Raw genomic sequence first — 20,856 nt, 5'->3', positions numbered from 1 at the left:
GGCTCATTTCACGATCGGGCTCAGCGCCGCCGAAGCCCATATCGGCATCGCCAGGCGTGGCGATGAACCGTCTGGAACTGGTGCTGTTCGCTCCCGACCGCAAGCCGCCCGCCGACCCAACTCTCACTCCGCCGGAACAGAAGCGGGCGGCGACCAACTTCAAGGCCAACGGCGCCCGCGTCGTACGTCGCCACCTCGCCGACCTGACTCGTACCTTCGCCGGTACCGAGACCCCATTACATCAGCCCCACCGCTACGCAGGGAGAAAGGACCAGCAAGCTCTGTTCCGGCGGCTCTACCGCACCCTACGCGCTGTCATCGACGAACCGTAACTACCCAACCCGGTCGCGCGACTCACCAACGAAGGGCTGTGCGCCACCTGTGAGGCGTCGCTGACCGACGCCGCCGGGACATGAGCGAGATGGGTCTGGCCAATTCCGCACGATCGAATATGTGCACTGCACCAGTAGAAAGAAGCTATGTTGCCGCCGCCACAACGGGTTTCCCCAGACTTTCTGGCACGTGGGAAGTGGCCGTTCCTCCGCGGATTCAGCGTCTCGCGATGCGATCTAGGACTGTGAGATCCCACCCTGCCGCAATGATGAGTTCACCCCCCGGCCCAATCGCTACGCCGCGAATACTGCGAAGGTCGAAGATTGCGACCTCGTCGCCGGTGTCCAGGTCCCAGACCCGCACGGTGTCGTCTTCGCTGGCGGTGATGGCGACGGGTCGACCGTCGAGGGTGCTGCTGGCCACCGCCATCACCGTATCCGTGTGGCTGGTGAAGGTGGCTATCTCAGCGCCGGTGGCGAGGTCCCAAACCCGGACGACACCATCGTAGTCACCAGTGATGGCGACGAGTCGGCCATTGAGGTTGCTGCAGGTCAGTGCCATGACCGGGCCGGTGTGGTGGGTGAAGGTGGTGATGTCTTCGCCGGTCGCAAGGTCCCAGACCTGCACGGTGTCATCTTTGCCGCTGGTGACGGCAATCGGTCGGCCATCGAGAGTGTCGCTGGCCACCGCCATCACTAAGTCTGCGCGGTTGCCGAGAGTGGTGATCTCCTCGCCGGTTGCGAGATCCCAGATCCGCACAGTGCCGTCGTCGCCGCTGGTGACCGCAACCGGTCGGCCATCCAGCACGCTGCTTGTCTCGGCGCAGATATTGGCAGAGTGGCCGCGGGATGCGGGCGAAGTTGTGGCCACGGCAGGAAATCGCCAGACCCGCGCAGTTGTGTCGTCGGCGGCGGTGATGGCGACAGGTCGACCGTCGAGGGTGCTACTGGCCACCGCCATCACCGAGTCGGTGTGGCTGGTGAAGGTGGTGATCTCCTCACCGGTGGCGATATCCCGCACCCGAACAACCCCCTCGTAGTCACCCGTGATAGCGACCGGTCGGCCATCGAGCATGCTGCTGGCCACCGCCCGCACCGAGCTGGGGTGGCTGGTGAAGGTGGTGATCTCCTCACCGGTGGCGATATCCCACACCCGCGCAGTGCGGTCTTCGCCAGCGCTGATGGCGACCGGTCGGTCGTCGAGCATGCTGCAGGCCACCGCCAGCGCCGCACGGGTGTGGTTGGTGAAGGTGGTGATCTCCTCGCCCGTGGCGATATCCCACACCCGCGCAGTGTGGTCGTGGCTGACAGTGACGGCGATTGGTCGGCTGTCGAGCCTGCTGCAGGCCACCGCCGTCACCGATTTGATGTGGACGGCGATGGTGGTGATCTCCTCGCCTGTGGCGAGGTGCCAGATCCGCACGGTGTCGTCATAACCGGTGGTGACGGCGACCTCAGTATACAGTGGCCGCCTTGCCGGATTTGTGGTGCTATACGACCGCGATAAGGACGGCGCCTACGAGTCGGTAGGCCACATCTGGACTGCGACAGCATGGCAACGCCGCGGGATCGCGCGGCGGTTACTGGCCGAGGCAAGGTCTCGGTTTCCGGTCTCCAGCGTCGAGGGGCCATACACCCCCGCAGGCGCCGCGTTTCTGAACGCCTGTCCGAATCCGAAGTCCTCTCCAGAGGAACGTCGGACTCCGCAATGCTGACCGAGGCAGGCGGCCAGCAGGTGAGGTCAAAACTCACTCTTGAAGCCAGCGATCGTCGCCTAGCCGAACCTGGATGCCCGCTTGCGTAGGTGATGGCGTTGTCGGCCATGTCAGGGTGTGCTGGCGATACGAACCGGGTGGGGCGATCGTGACAGCGGAGGCGCTGATCGGCATGGTGAATGACCAAACTCAACTCTGCTGTGGATCTTGCCGTAGGGTGCGTGATCATCGTGAGTGGAGGGGAGCCATTCTGGTGCGGGATCATGCGCAGTCGGAGCGGGTAGTGCGGTTCTGGCGCACCATCGAGATGTTCAGTCCGCCGGGGGTTCCGAAACTCACTCCAGCCGGGCAGCGGCAGGACTCGACGCAGGTGGTCGTGGATGTCGCCCGCGATGAACCGGCGCCGTGGCAGGCTTCTCATCCGATCGCGCGGCGTCGGCCGCGCGAGGGTAAGACGTGGCAGTTCACGGTGTATGGCGGCTTGTACGACGTGGCGGCGGCGCGGGCCGCGTTGACCACCGCGTTCGGTGAGGACAGTGTGCCGGCCGATGCCCGCGGGAACGACGGCGAGACCGCACTGTTCGCGTTCACCCTCGACGCGGAGGGATGCTTGGTGGAGAACTCGGCCACGTTGTCCGCGTGCGCGTGGGCGATCAGCAGGCTGGCCTCACCCGGACCGGACGACCGCACCTGGCTGGACGGGTTCGCGCATCACGAGCGCGAGTTCGTGGCCGCGTTGAACAAGCTGGTACCTCCCAAGCGGGAGCCAAGGTCGACGGGGAACGGCGTGGTCAAGTCTGCTTTGACCACTGCGGGAAAGGCGGTCACCGAACAGGCGAAAGGCGCCGCCAAGGAGGCGGTCGCGGCCGGCGCGAAAGCCACGGGCGCCGCGGTGACGACGGCGGTCGGCGCCGGAGTCAGCGCGGTCGCGGGTCCGGTTGTCGGTGGGATCGCCGGAGCGGTCGCTGGCACCTTCGCGGAAAAGCTGCTGACCCCGCGCGACTCGGAGTCCTCGCCCAAGAACGAGGGTGACGCCGCGGACCGGCCCGCAGGCGACAGCGAGGCAGGTATGACGGTTCCGCGGCTGCGGATGACCGCGGCCGCGCTGAATACGTTCGTCTCGGAGCTGGCCTCTGCTCTGGGAGTTGCGGACGTGCTGGACGCCCACGGGGTCCGGGTGGCCTGCACGCAGGTCCCGGAGACCAAGGTGGATCAGGCTGGTGGGCAAAACTTCCTGAACAGCTACATCGCCGCCGACCTGGCCGAGATCGAGGACGCCGTGCACTCCGGGAATGTCGGCGCCGGGCTGACCAGCTACCTCGCCGACGTCCCGGCCGCGGGCCGGGTCGATGTGCGCGCCGGGCGCGACCCGCTGATCCACGGTGTCCAGCCGCGCTGCATCCCGGGTGGACGCTGGCCGACCGCGGTGTCGCGGCCACTGGTGATCAGCCAGCAGTTCGCCGTGAACCAGATCATGTCCGAACTCGGCGACAACTCAGGCTTGTTCGCGGTCAACGGTCCGCCCGGCACCGGCAAGACCACCATGCTGCGTGACGTCCTGGCCGCCATCGTCGTCGAACGCGCTACCCACCTGGCCACGCTGCAGAACCCCAAGGACGCCTTCACAGACGTGACCGAGAGGGTGGCGCTCGGCCAGCGATACAGCGCCGCTGTGCGGGGACTGCGGGCAGAGCTGACCGGGTTCGAGGTGGTGGTCGCCACCGCCAGCAACGACGCGGCAGCCAATGTGACAGCGGAGATCCCGGCCATGGACGCGGTACGCGGGGCCGAGGACGAGGCCTTGGCCGTCGACTACTTCACCGACCTCGCCTCGCATGTACTGGGCAGCCCAGCCTGGGGAATGATCGCTGCGGCGCTCGGCAACATGAAGAACCGCAACAGCTTCGCCAGCCGATTCTGGTGGGGTGACGGCGCCCGCCAGACCTCGGACGAGGCAGGAAGCCAGAATGCGGACGATGAGACTGACACGGACGAGCTGAACGACGAATCCGGCAATGTCGGCCTGTTGAACCTGATGAAGCAGGTACGCGCGGACCCGGACATCGTTGAGGACTGGGACACCGCGGTCACCGCGTTCACCGACGCGCAAGCAGAGGTCCAGCGACTCGCCGCCGCTCGTCAAATCGCCGCCGAAGCCATTACAGAGTTCAATTCCCGCCGGAATGCGGTCCGTGAGGCCGAGGGCAGACTGCGGCAGTCACAGGCCGCCTGCGAGCAGCTCAACAACGATCTGCGCCATGCCACCGAGCAGTGTCACAGAGCGGAACACGCCTACCGGAAAGCCGACGAGGAGTACGAGGACTGGCCAAACCACAGGCCAGGATGCTGGGTCTCATTGTCCACCGGCTTCCGGGCCGGCAAGGAATGGGACACCCAGCATGGCAAGTTGCGGAAGGCCCGGGACAACGCCAAAACCACCCTCGCTCAGTGGACTGAATTCGTCCCCAAATGCAAGTCCGCCTTGCACGAAGCCGTGCTACAGAATCAGCGGAACGAGAATGCCCTGAGCGATGCCACCTACACGCTGGCCGCGGTGCAGGCTCGCATCGATGCCGCCCGAGCCGAGTGGCCCACCACTGTGCCTTTTGGTGACGAGCTCGCCGACGAGGCACGATTTCAGCTGTGCGCGCCGTGGGCCGACCCGGAGTTCACCACGGCACGTAATCAGCTGTTCCTGGCCGCGCTGCGGTTGCACAAGACCTTCCTGCTGACCGCGGAGCCGCACGCCCGCGGCAACCTGGCCGTTATCGCCGCCGTCATCGGTGGCACGCTCAAGAGCCAGCTCAAGCCGCAGACTCTGCTGGCCGCGTGGCAGGCCTTGTTCCTGGTCGTGCCGATGATCTCCACGACCTTCGCCTCGCTGCCGCGACTGTTCTCCGGGCTGGGCAGCGAAAGTTTCGGCTGGTTGTTCATCGACGAGGCCGGCCAGGCAACACCCCAGCAGGCTGTCGGCGGTCTCTGGCGATGCCGCCGCGCCGTGATCGTCGGCGATCCGCAGCAGCTCGAGCCGATCGTCACGCTCCCCCTGCCCGCTCAGCACGCGTTGCGCCGCCACCATGACGTGCACGAACAGTGGACCCCGGAAAACACCTCGGCTCAACGCGTCGCTGACCGGCATGCGCGACACGGCACCGCCCTCCCCGAACCCGACGGCGGCACTGTATGGGTCGGCGCTCCCCTGCGAGTCCACCGCCGCTGCGACCGCCCCATGTTCGAGATCTCCAACACCATCGCCTACGGCGGAGACCTCATGATCTACGGCACCAACCACGACGGGGACTACCCAGGGCAGAACACCTGGATCGACGTCCAATCCGGGCAGTCACAAGGCAACTGGATCCCCGCCGAAGGCGAGGCCCTGCTCCAACTACTCACCGACCTGGCCAGAGACGGCGTCAAACCACACGAGATCCGCGTGATCAGCCCATTCCGCGACGTCGTCCGAGGCAGCAAAGACATCATCACCGAACGATTCCGCCGCGACGACCACATCCGGGCCTTCGTCGACAAGAACGTCGGCACCGTCCACACCGTGCAGGGGCAGGAAGCCAACGTCGTGATCCTCGTTCTGGGCAGCAAACCCAACGGGACCGGCGCACGCGCATGGGCAGCCGAAAAACCCAACCTCCTCAACGTCGCCGCCTCACGCGCCAAACGCCGCCTCTACATCATCGGCAACCACGACAACTGGAAACACCTCCGCTACTTCAACATCCTCGCCACCACCATCCCCGCCGCCCGAAATTAGCGCCAGACCTCAGTTGACATGCAAGCATGCCGAAATCATTGCGTCATGCAGCCCCCGATGCGATCACCTTCTTCACCACAAGCCGACTTCAGTCTTTCCAACGCCTCGGCGCCATCTTGCCCGAAAAATGTCTGGTTATGAATACCAATCAGTGCACGCAGCAGATCCTCGCTCAATTCCAGATTCCCAAGGTCGCGGATGACAAGCGCAAGACCAACGGAGACATTAGACCCCTGCGTAACGAGCTTTTCAATTAACAACCGACCACGGGGAAGCGAGAGAATGTCGTCGGCGTCATCCAGCGTGAACAGAATTCCTGGGCGCTCACGCGACGGTCGACAGTACCCGCCTGCGGACCTTCGCGCATCAATGATGCGACTCACGGCGTCGAGATTATTCAAGGTTTCGCTCACATTAGTGGCGATCCAAGCTGGTGAATCGACCGCAGATTCCCACGCATGCACATAATTGTGCTCATTTCGTGGATCCGCCGGAAAAACGCAAAACACTCCTGAGATGGCCGCTTGCAACGTAATCAATCTCAGAAGCGCTGACTTTCCAAGCCCATCTTCTCCGAGTATCAGGGCGTGATCAACTCCGCCAGCTTCGGGATCATGAAGTCGGAACTTTATCCTTTCTCCGATGATGTCCTGTCCAACCTCAATACATCCGTCCTGCGGATCGTAGGATCGACTGCCGTCGTACATAATTTCACTGTCGAACGTCGCGGCGATCTCTTCGGTATTTCTAGCGGTATCCTGGACGCTCCGGCCAGTCAACTGGGCAAGCTCGGCGAAAAGTCGATATTCCAATTTAATGAGGTCGCTCAAGACGCGGGACATTACATCTTGGTTCGCCTGCTTCAAGACGTTGTTCAGCTCCGGGTACCAGCTATTGTTGAGGCAGCGCAAGATAGCTCGTGCTGGCACAGTGTCGCCGTTGTCATCGTGTTGCCATCGAATCAGGTCGCGATCGCAGCGTTCTCGGATATCATCGATGGCTTGCCCTGATATCCGGCCGATCTGGTATGATGTTGTGTCAACCATTCGCCACGCACCGATAATGTGGTCCAGGATTTCCTGCCGACGCTCCCGGAGCGCATGCAATTCCTCTACGAGTCTCTCATGTGCCGGCTCGCCATCTTGGATAAGCCGGCGCAGCAGAATCCCGTGTAGCATGATCGACCGTGGGCGGTCGATCGTCAACCCAGGAACGCTGTTGCCCCCCTCTTCAAATGCTCGGCCTGCGGGCGGTTCAACTCGACGAACATCATCAGTTGCGTCAAAGTGCAGACAGACCGCAGGTTGACACTGCGGCCTGGCTGGCGCCGCGAGCGATTGTGAAAGTTCCCCTGTCGCACCGAGACCACCCTTTCGCTCATGCTGTCTTTTGGCCATTTCCGCCATAAGTGCAACACCGGCGGCCAGGTTGACAACGTTGCCCGGCAATTGACCTTTATATTTGCGCAGGAAATATTTCACTTCGCGCGCATGCAACGAGTACCTCTTCAAAGCACCATTATGTGCAGCATGGGCTGCCTTGATGGCATGCAGCTTGATCGTCAGCCAGGTTCGTTGAGTTAAATTCCAATCCACTTGATCCATTTGCCGATCAATGTCTCTGATTAGTTCACAAATAAGGTAGTCGATGTCACGATACGGGAGAGCAGTAACTTGATCCTGATGCACAGCCAGCAACCCTAGGACGAGCTCCAGTGATTCATCCGGACCAAAAGTTGGGTCCATTTCAGTTACTTGCGAGATGAGTTCATGTGAGCGTCGATAGTGTCGCAGCGCGGCTTCCACTCCACCTTTAGACCCATGAGTTTCCGCCAGGCACAGGTGTGCAGTTGCGGCGGCCATTGGCTCCTGGGATTCCTGATTCCCAGACAAGGCAAGCAGTCGTTCTGCGCATTTTTCAAAATCGCCGCGACTTCCTGTCTTCCAGTCCATATCGCGAGCAATTCTGACCATATTTGCCGCGCGCACCAAAGCGGCCTGAGGGGTCGCCTCAGGTAATTCCCGCAATTTTTCGAACTGCCGTCGAACCGTGTCTTCGCTTCCACCATAGGCATCTATTCGATACTGTGTTGCCAGACAACAGATCCAAGCCTCGTTGTGCGTCGGAATCATTCTGTGAATTTCATGGGCCCGCAGCGCACGCTGCACGGTCGCCCGTGCAACGTCGATTTCATTGTGTTCAAGTTGCAGTCCGGCGAGCACCATGAGCGTCTTCCCGCGGCGCCCGGCCACATGGGGGTCATAGTCGCCGGACGGAATGAGCTTCAAGGCTTCGCCAACAAGGCGCCGCGCTTCGATAAAGTCACCTTGAACTTGCGCAATCATGCCCGCATTGGAAAGCATAGGCGTGGTCGTCTGCCAGCTCTGCAGCTTATGCTGCTTGAGCCGCTCTGCCAGAGTTATGGCATGCAGACGCAAGGCTCCCCCTGTCACAAGGTCCCAGCTTTGGGAGCATTCTCTCATCAGTTCCGTTGCCTTGATTTCAACGTCCCGAAGTATTTGATCCAGGCCATCCTGATGCGTGGATAGTTCAGCGCGGACGACATCTTGGATGATGCGGTGTATGCGAACCCAGTCTCGCTCGTCTTGGTCTTGCCAGCGGTCGATCAAGGAGAATTCCGCGAGGACGGCAACCGACGTGTTGAACTCGTGACGGTCGTGCGCCAGCAGACTTGAAGGGATACGATCAGGGAAGACAACGCTAGCGCGTTGCAGAACGGTCATTGCCTCCGTTGAGAGATCATCGTTTTTGCCTTTCAACTTCCGCAGCGCCAGGTTTACCGCTGCGACAGCCGTACGCGCGTAGTCATCCAGCCGTTGCAGTGGGAAGTCCAAGGCATCGAGTCGTCGCATTTCGTCGGCGAGAGTGCTCAGAAACTCCCGGATGGATTCCCGGGTACTACGCAGGTAGCTTGTCGCAGTGACCAGGCTCAAGGGTAAGAAGTCCAGCTGGTCGCAGAGCGAGTCGACGTCTTCCTCGTCCACGGTGTGACCCGCAAGGCGTCGTAGCACGAGCTCCCGCCCTTGCTCGGATGTGAGTTCGCCAACTCTGACGACCGGTTGTTGCCCGTGCCAAGCGCTGTTTCGTGTCGTTATCAGAACGACCCCGTGGCCGGAAGCCGGAAGAACCGGCATGACCGCGTCTGCGGCTACGGCATTGTCGATAATGAGCAGCCACGACTGTGTGCATCGAGACAGGGAGTCGGCTATAGCACGACATGTGTCGTCCAACGACTGTTCGCGATGGCGCTGCACATCGATATTTCGGTCCCGCAGCCAGTTGGCAAATTGCTCCAGTTCTTCGTTCAGGACATCTTCGATCAAAGTGGTATCGTCGTCGCTGCGAGCTGTGAGTTGGTAGATCCAGTCGAATTCGGCCGCGTTGTCGAGCGCGTACTGTTGTGCGAGCGTTGTTTTGCCGATGCCAGCGGGCCCTACGAGTACGCACGTGCGAATCCGACCGTCGATCGCGTGCGCTCCGGTATCGGACTTGAGATGGGTTCCCAGTTCGTTGAGCAGGAGTTCACGCCGTATGGCAAGCTCACGATGGTCGAGACGTGCGGGCACGCCCCATCGGGACGCTAGTGCTTCCTCCAATGTCGTACGCGAAGCGCCTGCCGCCGCCAAGAACTCTCCCCGGGTCAGCGTGCGCCCGGCAACATCGTTGGCGCCGGCCTTGTCCATCGCGAGGCTCAGCAGGTACGCCCGCAGCAGTTCCGCGGCCTGGTCCCCGACGCTATGGCCGGTTTCGGCGCGGAGCCGTCTGAGGTACCCACGCACCTGATCCCTCAGTTCGGGCAAACCTTCTGAACGCGCAGTGACGACGCAGCGCCGAAGGATGGCAAGCGTACGAGCGTCGAGCCGGTCCGCGACCTTGAGTTCCCTCAACCGCCTGATGAGGGTCGTGTCATCCAAGTGATGAGCCTCGACCAGCAGGTCGGCGAATTTCCGGGCAGGACTGCTGAATACGCCGTTCGCCACCAATTCAACTCGGACTGGGCGCTCCTCGTCGAGCCCGAGAGACTTGAGGATCTTGAACACCTCACGAACTGACCAGGTCTTCTTGCCCCAGCGGCTCTTTACCTGCACGACTGCGTCATCGTGGATATCGCGGCCGACCAGCTCGTAGTCGACTTTCTCGGCCCCCGGGCGTCCCTCGACCACGATGGAGTCAACTTGGGTGTCCTCTGTGCCAGCCCACAGCTCCAACGCCGTCAACACAATGACGTGATACTGGAACCGGTAGCCAGCCAGGCCGAGTTCGCCACTCACGCTGCCACCCACCCGCGACTGCTGGAGTCCCCGAAGCCGTCGGTTCCACCAGTAGCCATCAGCTCTGCGATCTTGCCGTGCCGTGGGCGGATGAACATGCTGGTGAGCGCCAAAGTCCTATCTTTGTGGATCACGCCGATCGCCTCCTGCGCCACAAGGACGACCTCGAGACTCGATGGTTGCCAGCCCAGGGAATCTCGGCGATCGCAACGATTCCACTATCTCGGCTGTCCATGAGTTCGGCGTCGCGGTCGTCGTTGGTGTATGAGGTCGCCCAGCTGGGAACACGAACACCGACACAGACTCCGTAGATCACCCGGACCACACCATGCTCGGCTGCGGCCGCGAGCCAAGCCTGCTCAACTTCTAAGGTCGCGCGAGCCCAGATTCCGCCGTGATCCCACAGCTCAAGACCGGTCTGCGTGACTCGCACGGACCAGGACCACAGTTGCGGCGGATCTCGGAGATCAAGAACGAATCGCGCGAAGCCAGCAGCGATGATCCCCTCGGCCTGCGCCTCGACCGCCGCTCCGCCGCGTGGCTGAATACCGACGGCTGCGCGGGGCTCGAACAGAACAGCGGGGATATCTCCGCCGCCCATCGCCTTCGACTGTTTGAGCACGGTCCTAGCCTCGGTGTCGACCTCTTCGAGGATCGCTTTCACCTGCGCGGGATCGGCATTGACATGAGGCAGATTGTGCTCCGACGCAGCGAATGAGTCACCGACAAATTCATCTGACAATGAAATTTTGTCGAGACGAACGCTTCTCTCCGCGCCGCCTGTGGTGAGTCTGAAGTAGAAGTCGCCGGCGCGGTCTGTGACGAACTCCGTGAGCCCGATCGTGTCCAGCAACGCATGTAGCCGGGGGTACCGTGCCTGTCGGACCTTTTGAGTAACCTTAGGGAGGCGGAACAGCGTCAGCGCATGGCTCGCCAGGTTGATTCCCGCGCGCCGGTACTCTTCTTCGTGCTGCAGCACCGGTGCTGCTGATGTGACGATGTCTTGATAGCGCGCTCCGGTGATGGTGTAGAGCACCACGAGCCCGCTATCTCGAAGTACCGGAAGTATCATGCCCCCGGGTAGCATGTCTCGACTCATCGCGGCGACCTGCAAGCCATGTCCATCGACAAGGGCTGCTCTGCCCACGATCGGTCCAACCTGGTGGCGAGCAACTTCTCGGAACTGCTCCACTGTTGTGTCGACCAACCGATTCGACCCGGGTAGCCAGAGTACGCAGTGCCCGTGGAAGGTCTCACCGTCCCAAGACGGATCGAGACTCCCATTGCGGGTGCGCTCCCCAGTCGTCGGATCCTCGACTACCACGGCGACCGTGTATACCTGAGCGACGATGCCGAGCTGGGCGTAGGCAGCCTGCAACACCATCGCGCTGTCAACCGACAGGTTCCCAGTCGGACCACCCGGGTGACAGAGCCACAACAACGGAAGCAACTGCTCGACAAGCAAGTCCGGACTGATCTGGTCCAAATCCAGAAATGCCGAGACATGCACCTCGCTCCCGCTCACAGTCCCTGAAACCTCGCCGGCGCGCATCACAGGCGGCGCCGATCGGCCTCCGGATCCCGCCGCCGAGCTCGATCGCTTCGACTTTCGCCCTTTTGACTTCGGCACGCCCTGAGGTTAGAACGCACCACCGACAAATCCGCCACCGTGGCAAGCTGGAGTCACCCGCTTGCCGCAACCGCCTAAGCAGGATCCGTGTAGCAGCGCGCGTGAATGCTCCGGCAGGACTATGCCTGATCAGGATCAACGGAGGTGTACGAACCGGCGGAGAGGTGCTTTCGGCTGTCCACTGCATCGTGAGCGATGCCGAGCCATCCCACCAGCAGCTGCGGAACCTGCGGTGGTAGTTGCTGGTTCGATAGGCCGATGGCGCCGCTCACGCCGTATGTCCTCGGTTCGTTGCGGTGGTCGGCTTAGTCTGACCGCATGACCTTTACTGCACTTCATCGCGTTGTAGGTGCGGACCCAGGGCCGCTGGTGGACGAGCTTCTTGACGCTGCAGTCGCTGCAGGCGCGACTGAGTCGCGTGACTTGGACTGGAAGTCCGAGCTCCCGCCCGCGAAGGGGATCGTGCAGACGGATTTCCCGAAAGATGTCGCGGCGATGGCGAACAGCGGAGGCGGTGTGATCGTCTACGGTGTCCGCGAAGAGCAGAAAGCAGCGGTGGCGCGAGTCGACGTGGGCGTTCTTGATGAAGGCTACGAGCGATCTCTGCGGAGTGCTGCGATCACGGCGATCTCCCCACCCGTGTTCGGCCTGAACGTGCACCGCTTGGGCATGGAGGGAAACCGTGCCGTGGTGATCGAAGTTCCGCCCAGCGTCGACGGGCCTCATCTGATCTACCGGAACGACTACTTCGGCGCTCCGGTGAGGAACGATGCCGATACCGTCTGGATGAAGGAGCGCCAGATCGAGGCCATGTACCGGGCCCGGTTCGACGAGCGTCGCCATGCGTCCGAGGCGCTGGATACGCTTACAGCTGATGCTGCCGCTGGCCGGGACACGGTTGACCGAGCGTGGCTGATCGCGGTGGCGCATCCGCGGATTCCGGTTTCTTTGAGCCGTTTGACTCGGGATGATGCGCGAAAGATCTTGAAGACTGCGGAAGGGCTCGCCTTGGTCTACGCGACACAAGCCGAGGTCCATCCGCTGGAGAGCGTGGATCGGCTCAACCCTCGCCCCGGGTTGCGCCGATGGCTAGCGGTAAACGCTGCCACGGAGGCGACTTCGTCATGGAAAGAGTCGTGGATCAGCATCCACCACGACGGCTCAGTGACCCTCGCAACTGCCATCGGCGGGCACCGGACGCGGGATGGCGAGTATCGAGGGGGCTCCGAGATCAAGTCCGCAGCTGTCGAATGTGCCATCGCCGACGTGATGGCACTCATGCGCGCAACTGCGGAGATGACCTGCAACGACGAGTACGACGTGCGGGTCGCCATCGAGTGGAACGGTGGCGACCCGCTGAAGCTAGTCACCACGGACTACATGGGTTTCGACTACGACGGGGTGTCGGTCCCTGTGCGCCGGTTCCAGCCCGTCGAGACAACCGTCAACGCTGCATGCGCACCCACTGACTTCTATTGGCGAGTGCGCGACCTGGCAGAGGATTGCGTTAATCAGGGCGGGGTGTCCGAAGTGCACCTGATCCACCCGCCCGCTCGGGTTGAGCGCACACCTGACTAGTGGCTGAAGCGTGGAGCGCCCGTGATCGGTTAGCGTCGCCGCGAGCACTAACCACGCCGTGAGGAAACCTCGCCAGGTTCTGCGCGGTCGCGGCCAGCACCACCGCCGGGACCGCCAGCTGCGACCCGGCGGTCATCAGGACATTGGGAGCCGCGCCGGTTTAGCCACCGGCCCACCCCGATTTCGGCCACCTCGGATACCAGCTGCGCGCCCAAAAGGGTGGCGCCTAACACAAGTCAGATCAACAGCCGGCGCCACCAGCGGTGCCACGAACGCTGGCACCTGCAGCTTCAGCGCCAGGTTCAACACGTTGCCGAACCCGAAAGAGAAAAGCGAGCCCGATGACCAGTCCGATCGTGACCGTGACAAGCCGGGCAATTGTCCGCTAGTTGGCGCTCACGTTTGGTTGCAGTCGCACTCCGCGGACATCAACAGCGGCAGCGCTCCGATCCGTACCCCTAACTGGTGGCTGAGCGAGAACCGCTGAGGTCCGTCAAGACCGACACCCTCGGCCTTTCGGCGGACTCAACACCTCGACCACGTTCAAGCCGTCGCCCACGGTTTCAGTCACGGCCTGATGTGCTTGACCAGCCCGGCGACGTCAGTCGCCCCTCCAGCAGGACTCACCGTAGGTGCCAGGTCCGGGTAACCATCAGGAGCACCGACCACCCGTTCGCTCATTACATGGACTTCGAAACGCCGAAGGTCATAGCCGCCGGCTTCCCAAGCCATATCACTTGTCTCGACACGCCACTCGCGCCCAGTCGCACGCTCCCGCAACAGCCAACTCAGCCTGCACACCTCCTCACCCCACGGCGCGATCGGCCATGCGGCCTGCCACCACAGTAGAACACATGTTCGTACCCTTGATCGGCGGTGCTGGTCCGAGCAGTTGCCCTGCACAGAACACCTCGGGTACGGTTCTCGCTAGGCAAGGAGCTCGGGATCGGACCTGAGCCACCACCACATCCTTTCAAGGCATGGAGCGTTGGATCGCGCCTTCGCCACCACCTTTTCCAGCGTTCCTCAGCGATCGTCGACGTCCCGCACATGGGCTGTCGACCGAAAGGCGACACCAATGACCATCTACTCCCAGCATCCAAACCGCGGGAAAGTTCAGATTCTCGCTACCTTTCGCGGCCCCATAGGCGTGCAGTCGGCGACTGTCACCAGCGTCGACGACGAGGCAACAGCAACGAAGATCGTTTCTGCGCTCAACCGGACTTCCGCCTGCGCCACCGTGCCCCTGTGCTGCTCAGATCGCCGACACGGTGGCTTCGAGCTCTATCCCAACGAGCACCTCGCGGCGCTGACTGACCGGGACGCCCGCTCAACCCTGCTAGTCGGTACGCACAGCTTGTGGTACGAGCACGTCAAGCTACTCCTCCATCAGGCACTGACCGATCTCGACCGCTCGACAGCCAGCGTGCCTGCTCCCGTCCAGACCGCGATCACAGCCGAGCTGGAGAAGGAAGCGCGGGATCTCCGCGATGCGCTAGCCGAGTACACGGAGGGCATCGAGCCTCCCTCGAGCAGCAGTCGGCGGGAGTGGGATTCAGATCTGCCTTTTGTCCTGTTCGGTGGCGGTTTCGAAGGGTTGAGCGAGTCTGATCGTGACCGCCTTGATCGCCTCGAGCTCGGCGCGACAGAGGTTGAGCTCGCGGAGGGGGTGGATGGCATGCGCTTGCTGATCGATGCCTATGAGCAGTGCAGCAACCGCGAGGCACGGCTCATACTGGACGACCTCAACATCTCTGACGATCCCGACCCCTACGGACCGGACCGATTCTTCCTCGACGTGCTCGCACCGCTCCCCAACAGCGAGCTCGACCGCACCGGCTGGACCGTAGAATTAGGCTGGTGGGAACTGGATCCGGCCGACGACGATGAGGAAGAGCCAAGCTCTGCCTCAGGCGAAACGGTGCTCCGCTGCACGATGCCGGTTCCGCCCGATGCTTCCCAACTCGTCGAACTGCTGAATCTCAGCGACGGACAGCCAGAGCAGCTTCGCGCATGGGCTGCTACACCCGTCGGTCGAAAGCTGGCCGGAACGTCCTTCGTAGTCACAAAACGCTACACCGACCTCCCTGAACCGGAAGCGAAAGTTCACTAGCAACGCTCCAGAGCAGACTGGGCCTGGCAAGGCTTGACCATTGCAGGGTCAGGCCTTGCCAGGTGCGCGTCCCGGCCCGTTGTCGGGTAGCCGAAACACGACGTCAGAAGTACCGCGCGGCTTCAATGATGATCTGGTTGCACTGACGCTGGGTCGCCAGGTCTACAAGTAATGCCCATCGCAGACCCTGGTCGGGCAAGCCGTGGGGGTGACGGGCGACGAACTCCCTGGAGTTGTAGATGGTGGCGCGGTTGAATTCGGCAGCAGTGAGGTTCTGCAGGTCTAGCCGGTTGGTCCGGTGGATGATCAGTCCGAGATTCGGGGCCAGCGGCATAGTAACCCGTGCACAGTTGCCGAACCCGACACCCACTCCGTGATGCGTCCACGGCTCGGGCATCTCACTGGCTTCGCCGTCGGCGATGCCCCACAGGCAGACAATGTTGTCGCTCACCACCAGCTTCGGTCCGGCGGGGCGGTAGAGGCGCCACTGCCAGGGTCCATGCTGGAGCCGGTCGGCGACATCGCAATGTGATTCGTCGGGCCGGCTGAACTCCTCGTCGCGTCGCGCGAACCAGGGGAAGAGCACGGACCGCATGATCAGTCGGACGCCGGCCGATCGCGCGAGATCGTCCTCCTGGGCGTCCGGGGCGAGGGTCTCCCGCCGAAGCAGGTCCAGGAGAAAGCGCGAACGATGCCACTGCAGGGCGATGAAGAACCCGAGCACTTCCCGCTGCTCCGGCGAAGGGGTGCGAGCTCGGCTGCCCAGCAATGCCGCGACGACGCTGCCCGTGGCGGTTTCGATCGAGCCCATACCGGCCTCGATGGTGGCGTGGTCGGGCTCGCGCCCGGGCCAGTACAACGTGTGCCCACGGAAGGTCTGCGCCAGTTTGCGCACGTGGACCCGACCGGGTCGCTCCTCCTTGTCGGTGCGGTAGACGAATAGCTTCTTGTCGGGGCCCGCGAACCGCCGAAGGAGAAACTGCGGCACGTAGTGGTGCTTCTGCGGAACGCTCACGCTGTAGCCCATACTCCTGTTCGGCCGGGCAGTCCAGTTGATCGGGGAACAACGAGTGAAGGACGAGCTCGCAGGCCGACAGTCCCTCTCGCTCGGCGACGGCGTGCCAGGGCTGCGCGAGCTCGGTGCAGGTGTTGGAGGGTGCTGGCTGTAGCGACTGGAACAGAAAGTCGCCGGCCAATGCGGCAAGCACCGCAGCGACGGCAGTGATGTTGGCGTCCCGGGCGGGCAAGTAATGATTCCAGGTGCTGGCCGGGTCGACACTCGCGCTGGTGGCTGCGGTGGAGGGCAGGAACAGCAGGCCCAGGCCAGGCCAGGCCAGGCCACCATCTCCTATCTTGGCTGGTGAAGAGGGCCTGCCCTGGTTGGGCGTTAGGAGGGCAGCAGACCGTTGAGCCGGATGAACAGGTTCTCCGCCCTGGTCAAAACGGTCTGATCGAGAGTCGGAACCAGCACGGCCTGTTCCCGCAGGAGCGTGGTCGCGGGCTTGAGGTGGCTGAACTTGCCCCCGGCGATGTCCTTGCCGCGGAAGTGCTTCTCGATCTGCCGGACGATCCTCGGGTCCTTGGTGTTGAGGTCGGTGGTAGTGATCGGCGTGCCGCCCAGGTCTTTGGCGTAGGCCCGGTTGACCAAGTCCAGGTAGAAGGCGGGATCGAAGATGTCTTCGATGTCGGCATCATTGGTCTGGGTGAATTCGCTGATCTCCACTAACCCGCTTTTGGCGAGTTGCTCGTTGTCACGCAGCCTGTAGGTGCTGAAAACTGTGTCACATCATGCGACCTGCTGATATTCGCGGATCAGTCCGTCGAGCCGATCACGCCGACGAACCCGTCCGACGCCCGTGATCTGGTCGGGAAGCAGCCTCCGGTCAGGCGATTGTTGATCCAAGGAGCGATGGGGGCGATGCTGGTTGAAGTGATCGACGTACTCGGCCAGCACCTGCTCCAGATGACGCTGGTTGACGATGAGTATCCGATCCAGACACTCGCGACGCGCCGTGCCTACCCATCGCTCGGCGATCGCGTTCGCCCGAGGAGCTCGGACAGGGCTCCGCAGGACGTCGATGCCGACCGACGTGAACACCGCATCGAACGCGTCGGTGAACTTCGCGTCGCGGTCACGGATCAGAAATCGCAGGCTCCCCACTCGATCGTCGAGCTCCACCAGCAGGTTCCGGGCCTGCTGCACCAGCCACTCCGCAGTCGGATGAGCCGTCGCCCCAACGATGTGTACCCGGCGACGATCGTGCTCGACGACAAACAGCACGTAAAACCGGCGCAGCAACACCGTGTCTACGTGAAAGAAGTCCATCGCCACGATGCCTTTGGCCTGGGTCGCGAGGAACTGCTTCCACGTCGGTCCCGATCGGCGCGGTGTCGGGTCCACTCCCCCATCGTTGAGGATCTTCCACACTGTCGACGCCGCGATCGTGTATCCCAGCCCGACGAGTTCGCCGTGGATTCGCCGGTAACCCCACGACGGATTGTCCCTCGCCATCTCCAGCACCAACCGGCGGATCACCACAGCAACCCGTGGCCGACCCGGCCGACGCCCGTAAGTCCACCGACGCCGCACCAATATCGCGTGCCACCGCAGGATCGTGCGCGGCGACACGATCAACCGCAACCGACGCCAGCCCGGCACGAGCCGCACCAACGCCACCAACAACGTGCGATCAGCCCAGGTCAAACGCGGCCGCGCCACCTGACGCTGAAGCACCGCGAGCTGATGACGCAACACCAGGATCTCCGCATCCTTCGCAGCATTCGACCGCGAGCACAGCACCAGCCAACCGAACACCCGCGTCACCAGCAGATACAGACCCCCGACCTTGCTCCGCTACGGCGCCAGCCTGATCCACATCCGCCGCTACCTCGGGCACGTGTCCGACCGCATGACCGAGCGCTACACCCATGTCGCCGTGTCCGAGATCGAAGACGTCCTCCAGCACGTATGGGTCGCCGGACCCGCCGCGCCCTACCCCGGCGAACTGCTTTCCCGTGACACAAGCGCAATGACCCGCGAGCAAGCTCATGCTCTCGCCATCGATCTGTCCCGGCACAGTACTCCGGCCGAAGGGGGCTTCTGCACCTTCCAACCGGTCGTCAACGGTGACGCCTGCCCCTGGAAACTGGACTGCCACAACTGCGACAAGTTCGTCCTTTCCGGTGCCGACCTTCTCTACTGGCGCCGCAAACGCGAGCAGTGGCGCTCCATCGCCGAACGCGCGCCTGACGATGCCAGCGCCGACTACCTCCACCAAGTCTTCGAGCCCACCGCCCGGGCCATCGACGGTTTGGAGAAAGCACTAGCAGGCATGGGCCTGCTCGACGAAGCCCTCGCCTTGGACCTCCGGCGCCCCCAGGACTACTTCCAGCGCATCTGGAGCCTGTCCTTCCGGGCATCCGACCTCGCAGACGCCTCCCCCATCAACTCCGATGAAACCCCGGAGCCTCAACCGTGAACAACCCCCGTCACTCGTCTCGCACGGCAGCAGCGACCGCAGCCCGCCAGGAAAAGACGACCGCAGCGCTCAAACGCGTCCAGGACGCCGTCACCCGCATGCGCCGGGAGAAGACCCACATCACGATCGCCGGCGTCGCACGACGAGCCGACGTCTCCCGCACCTTCCTCTACGAGAACCCCACGGCACGAACCACGATCACCACAATCAGGACTGCGGCAACAGCCGACCGTGAAGCAGCCGATGCCCACCACCGAGCTGAGGTCGAGGCGTCCTGGCGGGAACGAGCGCTCAACGCCGAGGCCATGTTGAAGACCGCGCACGAGGAAATCGTCAAACAGCGAAACCACATCGGCGACATCATGGGACAGGTCCGCGACCTGGAGACCGAATGGACAGAAGACTCAATCCAACGCATCACCACCGAGAGCACCACACTCAAACAACAAGTCCACCAACTCACCAAGGAAAACCAGGCACTCGACGAGCGCCTCAAAGCGGCACGCTCGAACGTGCGCTTCCAAGACAAGCGGATCGCCGGACTCGAAGTGCAGCTACTCGACCCCAGCACGCGGAGCTGAAGTGGCACATGAACCGCGGGCGCCCATCCTGTCCATCGGATGGACCCTGCCAGCCAGCAAACGACGAAGACGCAGACCGTACGTCAACGCAGCATCCGGCGACGAAATCGGTGCTCCGGCACCGCAATCTATCCCCAAGTGAGAGGGTCCAAGTGGAGGTAGAACTGTTGCCGGTCGGTGTCAAGTGTGATGCCGTAACTACGGGCGAAAGCATCGTCGGCGGCGATCGCCTGGTTCTCGTCGTCCCACGTTTCCCGGGCGTTGGCGAGCAGCAGGGCGATGTCGGCATACCGGTCCGCCCGGCCGAGGCGTCCGAGGTCTATGAATCCCGCAAAGTTGAGCGTGCCTGGGTCCAGGATGATGTTGGGCAGGCAGATGTCGCCGTGACAGACGACCGTGTCGGCGCCTTCCTGCCGAAGGCGCCGACCGATTTGCTCGGCAAGTCGATCGAGCAACTCGGCCGGCGGCGTCTGCTGCTGCTCGACCGGCAAGAAATCCGGGTTGACTGCACGGCGCGCGACGACGTCCTGGGCGGTGGCGAACATCTCCTCCAGGTCTCGGGTGAACGGACAGTCCTTCGCTGGCAGCGCGTGCAACCCACGCACGGCCTCAGCGATGGAAGGCCACGCCTGCCGAAGCGCCTCTGCCGACACACTGTCGGCAGAGGCCCCGCGGACGGCGCTGGTTACCAAACACCCGTCACCAGCGTCAGCGATCCAGTCGAGCACCCTGGGCCCCGAGATGCCACTGGCGCTGAGCCAATCGACCCGATCTCGTTCCTGCACCAAGAGATCCTGTTGCCCCGCCGGTACGCACTTGGCGAACCGCGAGCCGTCGGCACTGCGAAAGACATAAGCGCCAGACTCTCCACTCGTGACGGGCTCCCACCCGCCCGGATGGTGCTGGGCAAGCAAGAACTCCCACTCATGAACCGGTGACCCACTCACAAAGATCATCGTAGCCAGCGGCATGCTCAGCTTCCACCGGTTTACCTGGTTCCTCATCCGAGGTGATGCAGATGCAGATCACGGCGCAGAATTCGCCTTACCGGGACTACCGATCCTTTCTTGCGGCGGAGCCGCAAGACACCCAAAACCTCATCGAGCAACGCCCACCGGAAACCTTTATGAACTTCCTCACCCAGCCCGCCACTCGTCGCCACGACGGCACCGTAGTTACCCCGACGCGCCGACCGGCACATGCGCCGCAACGACGTCGCGAACATGTAGGTTTCGGATCAACGCAGGTCACACGCACTCCATGGGCCGCCACGGGGACTGTAACGCGAACGGTGTTTCCGGCCGTGGTTGTCAGTAGGTCTCAGCGCCCGGCCAGCGGTCACTGAAGGTGATCGAGAAAGCGTTCAA

At 62.8% G+C, this 20,856-nt stretch carries 15 protein-coding genes; 7 read left to right on the top strand and 8 right to left on the bottom strand.

Annotation, left to right across the window (positions count from 1 at the left end):
* The first annotated feature begins 62 nt into the window (after positions 1-62).
* Positions 63-332 (top strand): hypothetical protein, encoded by a 270-nt coding sequence (locus AC0685_RS14075; protein ID WP_478225877.1) that lies wholly within the window; start codon positions 63-65, stop codon positions 330-332.
* A gap of 217 nt (positions 333-549) precedes the next feature.
* Here the strand turns inward: AC0685_RS14075 and AC0685_RS14070 are convergent, their stop codons facing one another.
* The gene (locus AC0685_RS14070) at positions 550-1,755 is read right to left on the bottom strand and encodes a WD40 repeat domain-containing protein (RefSeq protein WP_478225876.1); all 1,206 of its coding nucleotides are present in this window, start codon (positions 1,753-1,755) and stop codon (positions 550-552) included.
* Positions 1,756-1,771: 16 nt separating this feature from the next.
* On the opposite strand from AC0685_RS14070, the gene AC0685_RS14065 reads away from it, so the two are divergent.
* Together AC0685_RS14065 and AC0685_RS14060 are read left to right on the top strand one after the other, a co-directional pair.
* The gene (locus AC0685_RS14065) at positions 1,772-2,047 is read left to right on the top strand and encodes a GNAT family N-acetyltransferase (protein ID WP_478225875.1); all 276 of its coding nucleotides are present in this window, start codon (positions 1,772-1,774) and stop codon (positions 2,045-2,047) included.
* Positions 2,048-2,330: 283 nt separating this feature from the next.
* Complete coding sequence (locus AC0685_RS14060) at positions 2,331-5,816, top strand: DEAD/DEAH box helicase (RefSeq protein ID WP_478225874.1); 3,486 nt, start codon at positions 2,331-2,333, stop codon at positions 5,814-5,816.
* Positions 5,817-5,851: 35 nt separating this feature from the next.
* Here AC0685_RS14060 and AC0685_RS14055 read toward each other — a convergent pair whose 3' ends face one another.
* From AC0685_RS14055 to AC0685_RS14045, 3 genes are all read right to left on the bottom strand, one after another.
* On the bottom strand, positions 5,852-10,108 hold the full coding sequence (locus AC0685_RS14055; protein ID WP_478225873.1) for a DUF7779 domain-containing protein: 4,257 nt from the start codon (positions 10,106-10,108) through the stop codon (positions 5,852-5,854).
* 130 nt (positions 10,109-10,238) lie between these two features.
* Positions 10,239-11,633 (bottom strand): hypothetical protein, encoded by a 1,395-nt coding sequence (locus AC0685_RS14050; RefSeq protein WP_478225872.1) that lies wholly within the window; start codon positions 11,631-11,633, stop codon positions 10,239-10,241.
* 224 nt (positions 11,634-11,857) lie between these two features.
* Entirely contained in the window at positions 11,858-12,010 is a 153-nt protein-coding gene (locus AC0685_RS14045) for a hypothetical protein (protein WP_478225871.1), read from the bottom strand.
* A 46-nt stretch (positions 12,011-12,056) separates the two neighbouring features.
* Between AC0685_RS14045 and AC0685_RS14040 the strand changes: the two genes are divergently transcribed.
* Positions 12,057-13,316, top strand: a complete 1,260-nt coding sequence (locus AC0685_RS14040; protein WP_478225870.1) for an AlbA family DNA-binding domain-containing protein — start codon at positions 12,057-12,059, stop codon at positions 13,314-13,316.
* A 1,078-nt stretch (positions 13,317-14,394) separates the two neighbouring features.
* The gene (locus AC0685_RS14035) at positions 14,395-15,429 is read left to right on the top strand and encodes a hypothetical protein (RefSeq protein WP_478225869.1); all 1,035 of its coding nucleotides are present in this window, start codon (positions 14,395-14,397) and stop codon (positions 15,427-15,429) included.
* A 103-nt stretch (positions 15,430-15,532) separates the two neighbouring features.
* On the opposite strand, the gene AC0685_RS14030 is transcribed toward AC0685_RS14035, so the two are convergent.
* From AC0685_RS14030 to AC0685_RS14020, 3 genes are all read right to left on the bottom strand, one after another.
* Complete coding sequence (locus AC0685_RS14030) at positions 15,533-16,444, bottom strand: DUF4238 domain-containing protein (RefSeq protein ID WP_478225868.1); 912 nt, start codon at positions 16,442-16,444, stop codon at positions 15,533-15,535.
* A 372-nt stretch (positions 16,445-16,816) separates the two neighbouring features.
* Positions 16,817-17,152: a hypothetical protein gene (locus AC0685_RS14025; protein ID WP_478225867.1), complete on the bottom strand. Its 336-nt coding sequence runs from the start codon at positions 17,150-17,152 to the stop codon at positions 16,817-16,819.
* A gap of 63 nt (positions 17,153-17,215) precedes the next feature.
* Positions 17,216-18,244 carry an integrase core domain-containing protein gene (locus AC0685_RS14020; protein WP_478225866.1) on the bottom strand — a complete coding sequence of 343 codons (1,029 nt, stop codon included), beginning with the start codon at positions 18,242-18,244 and terminating at the stop codon, positions 17,216-17,218.
* A 31-nt stretch (positions 18,245-18,275) separates the two neighbouring features.
* Between AC0685_RS14020 and AC0685_RS14015 the strand changes: the two genes are divergently transcribed.
* Both AC0685_RS14015 and AC0685_RS14010 read left to right on the top strand, forming a co-directional pair.
* On the top strand, positions 18,276-18,908 hold the full coding sequence (locus AC0685_RS14015; RefSeq protein ID WP_478225865.1) for a hypothetical protein: 633 nt from the start codon (positions 18,276-18,278) through the stop codon (positions 18,906-18,908).
* Positions 18,905-19,489: a DUF6262 family protein gene (locus AC0685_RS14010; protein ID WP_478225864.1), complete on the top strand. Its 585-nt coding sequence runs from the start codon at positions 18,905-18,907 to the stop codon at positions 19,487-19,489. The genes AC0685_RS14015 and AC0685_RS14010 overlap by 4 nt, the downstream gene beginning before the upstream one ends.
* A gap of 128 nt (positions 19,490-19,617) precedes the next feature.
* Here the strand turns inward: AC0685_RS14010 and AC0685_RS14005 are convergent, their stop codons facing one another.
* Positions 19,618-20,445, bottom strand: coding sequence for an APH(3'') family aminoglycoside O-phosphotransferase (locus tag AC0685_RS14005; protein WP_478226159.1), 828 nt, complete (start codon positions 20,443-20,445; stop codon positions 19,618-19,620).
* Positions 20,446-20,856 lie beyond the last annotated feature (411 nt).

Source organism: Amycolatopsis sp. NPDC043889 (genome assembly GCF_056435645.1).
This window is presented reverse-complemented; position numbering and strand designations above follow the sequence as displayed.